Here is a 9,289-nt window from a genome sequence, read left to right as displayed (position 1 = left end):
ATGAACTTCTCCGAAATTAACAGAACCGTTTAGTATAATTTTAACATCATTTGCAACACTGTTAGAATCTGTTGGAACTTTAGCTAAGAAACTATTTGTATTATTTTCAACAGCCCATTCTTTTGGGATATATATTTTTAAATCTCCAAAAGAAACAGATACATTTAGTTCAAAGTTTTTTATTGGATAGGTATCTAGTTTTTCAAAATAGATACTTGTACTTCCGAATTTAGTAGAAGTAGTGAAAGAATCAGATTTAGTTATATCTATATACTGTGTATTTTCACCAAATGTTACATCAGAATAATCGTGTCCATTATGTATTTTTTGATAGCTTTTTTTTCTGTAAATCTTTCTGAATTCTTTATATTTATATCTTCTAGGTAAAATCATAGAAATACCTATGCTAAGAAAAATAGCAACTAAGAATATTTTCCATCCTGATATGTTTGCAAAGTGATAATTTTTGTTATAAACATAAAATAATAATGCTAGTGGGAATATTGTTCCAAAAGAGTCAAAATCCATTAAACCTCGAATTGCAAAAAATCCAAGAACTACAGTACATATAGCTAAGAAGATTGATCCGTTTGGAAAAATACTGAATCCATCAAGTAGAGTAGTTATAGCTAGTATTATAAAAAATAATCCAATAAAACTTCTTCTCATTTTCTTTACCTCATTTCTTTTAATTTGTCTTTTAATATTTTATAGTAATGTCTTGATATGTGGACTTGCTTCTTAGAATCATAAAAAGAAGCGGTACTAGAACCAGAAAAAGATTTTTCTAGCGAATAAATTACTTTTGTATTTATTATAGAGCTCTTAGAAATTCGACAATAATAAAATGGAATCATCTTTTCTAATTCATACAATTTAAACTTCACTTCGAAGAATTCATCTGTAGTATGGGCATATACCTTATTATCAGAAGTTTCAAAAAATAATATTGATTCAAGTGGGATGAAATATTCTGAGTCACCTTTATAGAAAATTATTTTTTGAGAATTTAATAAAGCTTTTTCAACTAGTTCTTTAATTAATATTACATCATTATTTAAGTCAGGTGTTTTAATAACAAGTTCGATGTCTTTAAGCGTTGAATCTAATTCTATGTTAATTTTCATATTGTCTCCTTTCTAAATGTTTATAGGTATATTATATATTATTTCAACGTAAAAATTAATAGCTTTTAGGTAAGTGGTAAAAAACCAGTTGTAAGTGGTATAACTATGGCATATGAGAACACTTGTGATTTCATAAATAGACTAATGTTCTGTATACGTTAACATATCATCTTGCATTTTTGCAATATTTATTGTATAATATAAACATACTTGGGAGTGGATGAGTTCTGGTGTGCTCTCTAGTCTTCAAAACTAGTATGAGGGGTTAAGAGCCTCTTGGGTGGGTTCGATTCCCACACATTCCCGCCAGTTTTTTTATTTTTTAGACATATAAAAGCCATCATGGAGTGATTTTCATGATGGCTTCTTTCTATTTATTTAGTATTAATAATAGAGATAAAAGTATAGAGAAAATCAATATAATAAATATACTTTTGTTTTTATCGATTATATATTTATTATAGTGAGTTCGTTTTTTAAAGTCTTCATAGGCATGTACTGTCATTGCTTCAGATATTTGAGGTTGCCAAGTTAAAGCTATAAATATAGCTTTTGCATAGTAGTAAGGTGACCAAAAAGGTAAGAAAATTCCTCTGAGACGACTTGATTTTGTAATCATTTGTGTTTCATATTGTATTCTTGGTAATGCTTGAATAACTACTAGAAGGCCATAGACAACATTAGATGAAAGTCCATGCTGTTCAAGATATTTCAATAGTTCTACTAGAGAGATGTATGTCGCTAAAATCAAACCTAATCCCGCGAAACTATATGTTCTAGTAAAAATAATAAGGGCATATTTATAATTAGAAGTTTGAACAATAATAGCCCAGGCAGAACCTATTGCTGGTAGAAGAGGTAGGAATATAAAAATCAGTAACTTATTCCAATATTTCGAAGAAACTAATAAAACTATTGTTGTACATATTATAGTAATATTTGGAGCTAGTAGTTTACTAAATGAAATCCAAATAGTTAATAACATTATTATTAGGGTAAGAGTAGGGCTAATTATTTTCTTTTCCATAATTATCCTCCGTTATATAATGTAAAGTATTATTTGAGATTTCAATATGGTAATCACTTCTATTATTTAGCGGTTCTAATCTATGGCTAACAATAATAAATGACTGTCCCACAAGTTTCTTATTTGCCTCAATCCAATCCATAATGAATGAACAGGCTCTTTCGTCTAGATGAGTAAAAGGTTCATCTAACAGTAATAGCTCAGTTTTTTGACTTAATAAACACATAAGTTGAATAAGTTTTCTTTGCCCGCCGCTATAATAATATAAACTTTTATCGAGTTCTTTTTCTAAATCAAATTCTTTTAAAAGTCTTTCTTGCCACATGTTAGCGTGATCCCAAATATCTTTTTGCATAGATATTTCTTCTCGTGGCATTAAACTAATAAATTGCTGAAAGGCGTCTTGTAAGCAAGTACTTATTTTTCTATATAACTTTCTTGATTTTTTCACTTTGGTATCTTTAAAATAAATATTTCCCTTATATTTTTTTAATTGGGAGATAGCATGTAATAGGGTTGTTTTTCCTGTTCCGTTATCTCCTGTAAGTGTGGTAATTCCCTTGTGTATTGTAAAATCTGTTGTGTTTAATAATTCTTTATTACCTTGAGTAATAATGACTTCTTTAAGTTTTAACAATTCTTCTGTTTGTATGTTTTTAGCAAGATTTATAGTTGTAGTTTTTATGCTTGGGTTTTCTATTAATTCCAAACTCCCATTAGAAAGATAATAGAAAGTATCTGCATAGTCTAAATAAAGTTGATATTCATGATCACAAACTATTATAGTCATACCTTTATTGTTTAAGTCTCTAAGTAAAGTTAATAGAGAGTTACGAGTTTTCTTATCGACATTTGCAAAAGGTTCATCTAATATTAATATTTCACTCCCTATCGCTAAAGCAACAGCAAATGCAGCACGTTGACGTTCTCCTCCAGATAATGTATGGATATGTTTATTTGCGAGTTCTTTTGTTTTAGTGATTGATAAAGCATACTCTAGTTTTTCATTAATAACCTGAGGATTTAAACATAGGTTTTCTAAAGCAAAGATTATCTCTTCTTCTAAAGTAGGCATAACAAACTGATTAATAGCGTGCTGCATCACATACCCAATGTTTCTAATATGTTCTTGCATAGGTATATCAACTATATTTTTTTCTTTGTAAGTTATGAGTCCATCGTATTTTTCCCTATTTAATTTACAAATTGTTCGAAGTAGGGTAGACTTGCCACTACCAATATTTCCTGTTAAAACTAGCCAATTGTGCTCTTTTATCTTTAGATTAACATTATTAAATAAGATTTTATCTTTAATTTTTAGAGAAAAATTAACGATTTCTATAATGTTCATTACTCATTACCACTTTTTTGAACTTTATTAACGATATTTAGAATAAGTTTTACACAGATAACGCCAAAAATCACTACTGAGATAAAACGAACAACTAATAATGCTAGAATAAATCCTATAGAATAAGCTTCGTAACCAAGTTTGAAATATTCAAAGATAAAGCTAAAAAGTGTAATCCCTATTGCAGATAGAAATAGAGATTTAGAATCATAGCGTTTATACTTTGTAACTAAAAATCCGAACTCTGATCCTAATCCTTGTACTATACCTGAGATGATAACTCCAGCTCCGAAAAATGAACCGTATAGCATCTCAGCTAATGCCCCTAGGACTTCACCTAAAGTTGCACTTCCTGGTTTTTTAACCAATACAGCAGCAACAGGTGCAGCCATAACCCAAAGCCCGAATAGAATCTCATTTGCGAAAGGTTGATAACCTAGCGGAGTAAGTGCAGCCTCTAATGCAGTATAAATCCATCCAGCAGCGAGGAAAATCCCCCCAAATAAGAAACCTATTAAGGCTAAAATAATAATGTCCTTTGTAGACCATTTTTTCATAAGAAAAACCTCCTGTTATTTTATTCATTAAAACAACAAGAGGTACTTTTAAATTTCATATACTTAAAAATAAACATAGTTAAATAAACATTTTCCTACGGTTGTACTAACAACATCAGGTTCGTGGGTATAATCTCAGCTAAATGCACCCCAAATGTTTTAATGATTAACTAGAATTATAACATCCGTTGATAACGGTGTCAAAAAACTAGCTTACATAAAGGAAATTATTTAATTTTCTTAGCTAACATAGTAGCAAAGCGCAGTTTGAATCTATTTCCATTAGCGTCTGTTTTGTGGAGTTGTCCAAAATCTTCATTATATTTAACGAATTCCCAGTCTTTGTAATATTCTTTAAGCTCATTTTCTTTAAAAGTGAATGGGAAAGGAAGAGGACAAGGAGCATCTTCAGTAGACATGGCAGCAACTATTAAATTATAGCCACCGATATTAGTTTGTTCTTGCATATTTTTTATTACACTAGGAATAGATTGTTCTTCGATAAACATTAAAACTACTGTTGAAAGTATGAAATCATAGGTATCTCTAAGAGCTGCTGTATTTATATCGTAACTACCGATTTTAATATCTAGATTTTCAATTCTAGAAGTCTCCATTAAAAATTCTAAAGCAGGAATATTATTATCTACCGCAGTGACTTCGAAACCAAGTTTAGAAAGGAATAGAGAGTTACGACCTTGACCAGATCCTAAATCTAATGTCTTACAAGGTTTGATAGTTTCTATTGCTTCTACCACTTCAGAGTGGGCAGGGTTAATATTGTATTTGTTAGCGAAATAATTTTTTGGTTCGCAATAAAACTCTAAGAAACATTCTAAATCATCAGATAAAGGTGCAATGCGGTGCCATGCTTGTGGTTCAACGAAAGGAATCTCACTTTCAGGTGTTAATATATGCTCCTTCACAACTTCATTATCTTCAGTTAATTCTGTAAATTGTAGTTTTCCTTTAAGAATAGTTAATTTAGCCCACATATCTTTTCTAGTGTTGTGTTTATGTTTAAAAGGCTCAGGGAGTGTTTTAGCTGTCCAGTTGGGTAATCGTTTATAGCATACTAAGTTTTCTGTCATTTTAATCTCCTTACTAATGGATAACTTTAAGATTATTATATCATGTAAAATATAAAAATAAAACAATAGGAGAGCTAAGAGATTATGTCTTTATTGTGTTGATTTTAACTCTTTATGTTATAATAATATAGAAAGTAAATATTAATGAGGTAATGAAAAAATGGTAAAAGTATTATTTGTTTGTTTAGGAAATATTTGTCGTTCACCTATGGCAGAGGCGATATTTAGAGATATGGTAGAAAAAGAAGGATTAAGCGAAAAAATTCAAATAGATTCAGCAGCAACTAGTAGTTGGGAACACGGTAATCCAGTTCATAGTGGAACTAGAAAAGAGCTTGCTAAGGTTGGAATTGGAGTAGAGGGAATGTATTCTCGTATCCTTAACGATGGTGACTTAGAAGCAGACTATATCATAGGAATGGATGATAGTAATATAGAAAACATTAAGAAATTTATCGCAGGAAGAAAAACTGGTGAGGTCAAAAAATTACTAGAATACGCCGGAGAAGATAGAATTATTGACGACCCGTGGTATACAGGAGACTTCAAAACAACATTTAAAGATGTAACTAAAGGATGTACGGCTTTATTAGAAAAGATAAAAAAAAGAAAATCTTTAAAAGAATGAACACTTATGGAAAAATTTCCAATTATACAATATTATGTATAAGAAGTAAGTTTTAAGGAGATAAGCAATGGTAAATGTTAGAACGGTAGAGTTACAAGATGCCGAAAAATTAGTGAATATCTATAGACCATATGTAGAACATACGGCTATTACTTTTGATTATACTGTACCAAGTGTACACGAATTTGAAGAGAAAATCTCAAAAACAATCCAAAGTTATCCATTTTTGGTAGCGGAAGAAGGAGATGATTTATTAGGATACGCATATGCTAGTGAGTTTTATCCGAAAGATGCATATAAATGGACAGCTGAAATTACGATTTATTTAGATGAAAAAGCTCGTGGAAAAGGTGTTGGAGAGAAGTTGTATAATGAACTTGAAAAACAACTTTACGATAGAGGAATATGCAGATTAACATCCTGTATAGCATATCCTGATGAAGGTAGTGTATCATTTCACGAGAAGAGAGGGTTTAGAAAGGTAGCTCACTTCGAAAAAGTAGGTTATAAATTTAATCGTTGGTATGATGTTGTATGGTACCAAAAAGATATTAGAGAAAATATTGAATAGAAAAAAAGATCCCCACAAGAAAATTTGAATAATCTTGTGGGGATAGATTTTATTCTGATATTTTTTGAGCAAGAATTACAGCGTATGGATAAGGTGAAACGGAAAGATTTTCATTATATTTAATTATTTTCCAGTCATTATAATAGTTTTTTAACTCACCTTCGATAAAAGTAAATGGGAATGGAGGGCATCTATGACCTGCTTTGTTTAATGCGCTCACGATTAGGTTATATCCACCATCATTAGTTTGTTTTTTGATATTAGCGATAATACTATGTATTCTTGTTGGATTCAAATACATAAATACATCAGTAGCGAATATAAAGTCATATGTATCCTTTATATTGGCTTCACCGATATCATGTTTAAAAACATTAAGATTTAGTTTTTCTTTAATTGATATATCAGCAAGATCCTGTAAGAATTTCGCATCAATATCGACTGCAGTAATTTTAAAATCTAACGAAGAAAGGTATAATGAATTTTTTCCTTGACCTGCACCTAAGTCTAACGTTTTGCAAGGTTTTATGTATTTCATTGCAGCAACGACTTCCGGATGAGCAGGACTTAGGTCGTACTTGTTAAAAAAGTAATTCTCAGCTGTACAGTAAAACTCTAGGTGAAACTGTAGGTCGGTAGAATTAGGATGAATTCTAAATATGCTTTCTGGTTCAATAAGACTAATTTCACTCTTTTTATTTAAAGAACACTGTTTAATTACGCTGTTCTCTATATCTAGAAAGCTTAATTTCATTTTTCCTTTAACTATTATCAGTTTTGTCCAAACACCTTGTTTAGTATAAAAGCCCTCTCTATAGTCTTTTGGAAGTGAGAGAGCAGTAAGGTTTGAAGTGCGTTTAAAACAAAGTAAATTATTCTCCATAAGCTGTGCCTTTCATAGTAATTTACTAATATTATATCACGTGAAAAGTTTAATTAAAAATGATATCCTAAAGAATAAGTATTAAATTGAAAACGATGTAATTCAATAGTGTTAATAAAACAATACTATTTACATTATAGTTAATTTCTATTATTATAGATATAAGAATTAAATGAAGAAGTAGGTGTTTTTATGAGAACAATAGTAATTTCAGATATACATGGATGTTTTTATACGATGAAGAAACTACTAGACGAAGTAGAATTCAACAGTAATGAAGATAAACTAATTTGTTTAGGCGATATGTGTGATAGAGGTAGGAACACCAAATTAGTTTGGGAATATTTTTATAATTTACAAAAAGCTCACAAACAACATGTAGTTTTATTGGGAAATCATGAAGACATGTTTAATTTAGCAATAAAAGAAGCAATGTATGACAATACATCTTCAAAAAGACAAAACCACTATTTTAGAAATAATGGACTAACAACATTACAGTCGTTTTATCCAGAAGCAATAACGGAATCACGAAGAGAATACTTCCAAAAATTTGCCAGAGATAAAAAAAATCTAAGGAAATGGTTGCAAAATCTGCCTACAAGATATGAGAGTGAAGATTATTACTTCGTGCATGCTGGTGTAGATTTTAATAAAAACTTTTGGAATCAAACACATCGTGACATGGTTTGGATAAGAGAACCATTTTTAACAAGTGAGATGAAATATAATAAAAAAGTATTTCATGGACACAGCCCTATTAAAGAAGATCCTTATTATGAAATAAAAGATAATCGAATAAATATTGATGGTGGCTGTGTTTATGGAGGTAAATTAAATATAGTAGTAATAGAAGAATCTGAATTAATAATCAAACAAAGTAAGATAGTAGAAGAGGATATATATTGCAATAAAGAAGGATAGGAGTTGATGAAATCAGCTTCTATCCTTCTTTATAAACAAAAAAAAACCGAGCACATTTGTCTCGGTCTCTTATAGAAAAGGAAAGTTTATGAAGTTTATAACTATTTACTAGTTATAAATACATTATAAGTCTCGAACCTTAAATATACTTAAAATTTAGTTTTAAGTAAAAAGATTTGAAAAATAAATAAAATACTTATTTAAAAGTATTTTTGAACAATATTTCTTACTTTTAAAAGAAATGGAAGTTAAAAGTAACTAATAAAAATAAAATAATTAAGTTGTTTGCGGCGATTTGAATTATTCTCTTCATTTTTAAATGTTTCTAAATTGTTACAAAATGTATTTTGTATTACAAAATAGAAAATCTATTGATAATAAAATCTAGAATGATTATAATTAAGGAGAAGTAATTATTAAATTAAGAATTAAAACGATTTCGATGAAATGAGGAGAATATATCAATGAAAAAACAAGGGATAAAGTTAACGAGTAAAGTTTTAACAGGATTAGTATTATTAACAGGTATAACATCACTACCAACAAATGCAGTTGAAGTTAAGACTGCAGCTGTTGATGTAAATAAAGCTAGCGTAAAAGCAAAAGTATATGAATTAAATGGTCATTATTATGCAAAACTAGTAGCAGATAAAGAAGTGGCAAATGTCATTGCTCGTATTACAACTGAAACTAAATCTGAGTTTGTATTAAAAAAAGATCTTATTAAAGCTGGGGAAGAAGTTGTAGTAGAATTAGATATGACAGCAAAAGCTCCAACAAGAAAATTACCTAATACAGAGGTTAAAAGAGAAGGATTTACTACAGTTAACAAAGTAGGAACACATACTTTTAATATTAATGTTCGTTATGAAATCGCAACTGATGAAGTAAAAGCAAAACAAGAGGAAAATAAAAAAGTTGTTAACCCTCCTGCGACTGAAACTAAAAAAGATGAAACTCCAGCAACTTCAGCTACTAATAATGAAAAAGGAAATGAAGCTGCAACTAAATCAGAACAACCAGCAGCAACAGCTCCTGCAGAAAATACAACTAAACCTGCAGAAGATGTAAAACCAGTTGAAGCTCCAAAAGCAGCTGAAACAACTGTTGCTAGACCAAATACTTCAGAC

Annotated in this window: 10 protein-coding genes, 1 tRNA gene, 1 pseudogene and 1 riboswitch; of the genes and pseudogenes, 5 read left to right on the top strand and 7 right to left on the bottom strand. The window is 29.8% G+C overall.

Features of this window, described 5'->3' with window-relative positions; all coding sequences use genetic code 11:
* Positions 1 to 669, bottom strand: a 669-nt coding sequence (locus tag RYK99_RS08270; RefSeq protein ID WP_314991720.1) for a LiaF transmembrane domain-containing protein, incomplete at its 3' end; no start/stop codon positions are given.
* A 5-nt stretch (positions 670 to 674) separates the two neighbouring features.
* On the bottom strand, positions 675 to 1,127 hold the full coding sequence (locus RYK99_RS08265) for a LytTR family DNA-binding domain-containing protein (protein WP_314991718.1): 453 nt from the start codon (positions 1,125 to 1,127) through the stop codon (positions 675 to 677).
* A 212-nt stretch (positions 1,128 to 1,339) separates the two neighbouring features.
* On the opposite strand from RYK99_RS08265, the gene RYK99_RS08260 reads away from it, so the two are divergent.
* A tRNA-Sec gene (locus RYK99_RS08260) sits at positions 1,340 to 1,436 on the top strand.
* A gap of 61 nt (positions 1,437 to 1,497) precedes the next feature.
* On the opposite strand, the gene RYK99_RS08255 is transcribed toward RYK99_RS08260, so the two are convergent.
* From RYK99_RS08255 to tehB (RYK99_RS08240), 4 genes are all read right to left on the bottom strand, one after another.
* Positions 1,498 to 2,154: an energy-coupling factor transporter transmembrane component T gene (locus RYK99_RS08255; RefSeq protein ID WP_314991716.1), complete on the bottom strand. Its 657-nt coding sequence runs from the start codon at positions 2,152 to 2,154 to the stop codon at positions 1,498 to 1,500.
* On the bottom strand, positions 2,135 to 3,505 hold the full coding sequence (locus tag RYK99_RS08250; RefSeq protein WP_314991714.1) for an ABC transporter ATP-binding protein: 1,371 nt from the start codon (positions 3,503 to 3,505) through the stop codon (positions 2,135 to 2,137). The genes RYK99_RS08255 and RYK99_RS08250 overlap by 20 nt, the downstream gene beginning before the upstream one ends.
* The gene (locus RYK99_RS08245) at positions 3,505 to 4,062 is read right to left on the bottom strand and encodes an ECF transporter S component (RefSeq protein WP_314991712.1); all 558 of its coding nucleotides are present in this window, start codon (positions 4,060 to 4,062) and stop codon (positions 3,505 to 3,507) included. The genes RYK99_RS08250 and RYK99_RS08245 overlap by 1 nt, the downstream gene beginning before the upstream one ends.
* Before the next feature lie 75 nt (positions 4,063 to 4,137).
* Positions 4,138 to 4,225: riboswitch (TPP riboswitch) on the bottom strand.
* A 64-nt stretch (positions 4,226 to 4,289) separates the two neighbouring features.
* The gene (gene tehB / locus RYK99_RS08240; RefSeq protein WP_314991710.1) at positions 4,290 to 5,153 is read right to left on the bottom strand and encodes an SAM-dependent methyltransferase TehB; all 864 of its coding nucleotides are present in this window, start codon (positions 5,151 to 5,153) and stop codon (positions 4,290 to 4,292) included.
* Positions 5,154 to 5,313: 160 nt separating this feature from the next.
* On the opposite strand from tehB (RYK99_RS08240), the gene RYK99_RS08235 reads away from it, so the two are divergent.
* Both RYK99_RS08235 and RYK99_RS08230 read left to right on the top strand, forming a co-directional pair.
* On the top strand, positions 5,314 to 5,781 hold the full coding sequence (locus RYK99_RS08235; protein ID WP_314991708.1) for a low molecular weight protein-tyrosine-phosphatase: 468 nt from the start codon (positions 5,314 to 5,316) through the stop codon (positions 5,779 to 5,781).
* A 67-nt stretch (positions 5,782 to 5,848) separates the two neighbouring features.
* Positions 5,849 to 6,352, top strand: a complete 504-nt coding sequence (locus RYK99_RS08230; RefSeq protein ID WP_314991706.1) for a GNAT family N-acetyltransferase — start codon at positions 5,849 to 5,851, stop codon at positions 6,350 to 6,352.
* A gap of 49 nt (positions 6,353 to 6,401) precedes the next feature.
* On the opposite strand, the gene tehB (RYK99_RS08225) is transcribed toward RYK99_RS08230, so the two are convergent.
* Positions 6,402 to 7,235, bottom strand: a complete 834-nt coding sequence (tehB, locus tag RYK99_RS08225) for a tellurite resistance methyltransferase TehB (protein ID WP_314991704.1) — start codon at positions 7,233 to 7,235, stop codon at positions 6,402 to 6,404.
* Between the two features lie 192 nt (positions 7,236 to 7,427).
* Between tehB (RYK99_RS08225) and RYK99_RS08220 the strand changes: the two genes are divergently transcribed.
* Together RYK99_RS08220 and RYK99_RS08215 are read left to right on the top strand one after the other, a co-directional pair.
* Positions 7,428 to 8,159 carry a metallophosphoesterase family protein gene (locus tag RYK99_RS08220; protein ID WP_314991702.1) on the top strand — a complete coding sequence of 244 codons (732 nt, stop codon included), beginning with the start codon at positions 7,428 to 7,430 and terminating at the stop codon, positions 8,157 to 8,159.
* 464 nt (positions 8,160 to 8,623) lie between these two features.
* Positions 8,624 to 9,289, top strand: a pseudogene (locus RYK99_RS08215) (CAP domain-containing protein); the annotation flags it as partial.

The sequence above is a fragment of the uncultured Gemella sp. genome, assembly GCF_963537375.1.
Classification (GTDB): domain Bacteria; phylum Bacillota; class Bacilli; order Staphylococcales; family Gemellaceae; genus Gemella.
Note: the sequence above shows the minus strand (reverse complement) of the source record. Positions and strands in the feature narration are given on the sequence as shown.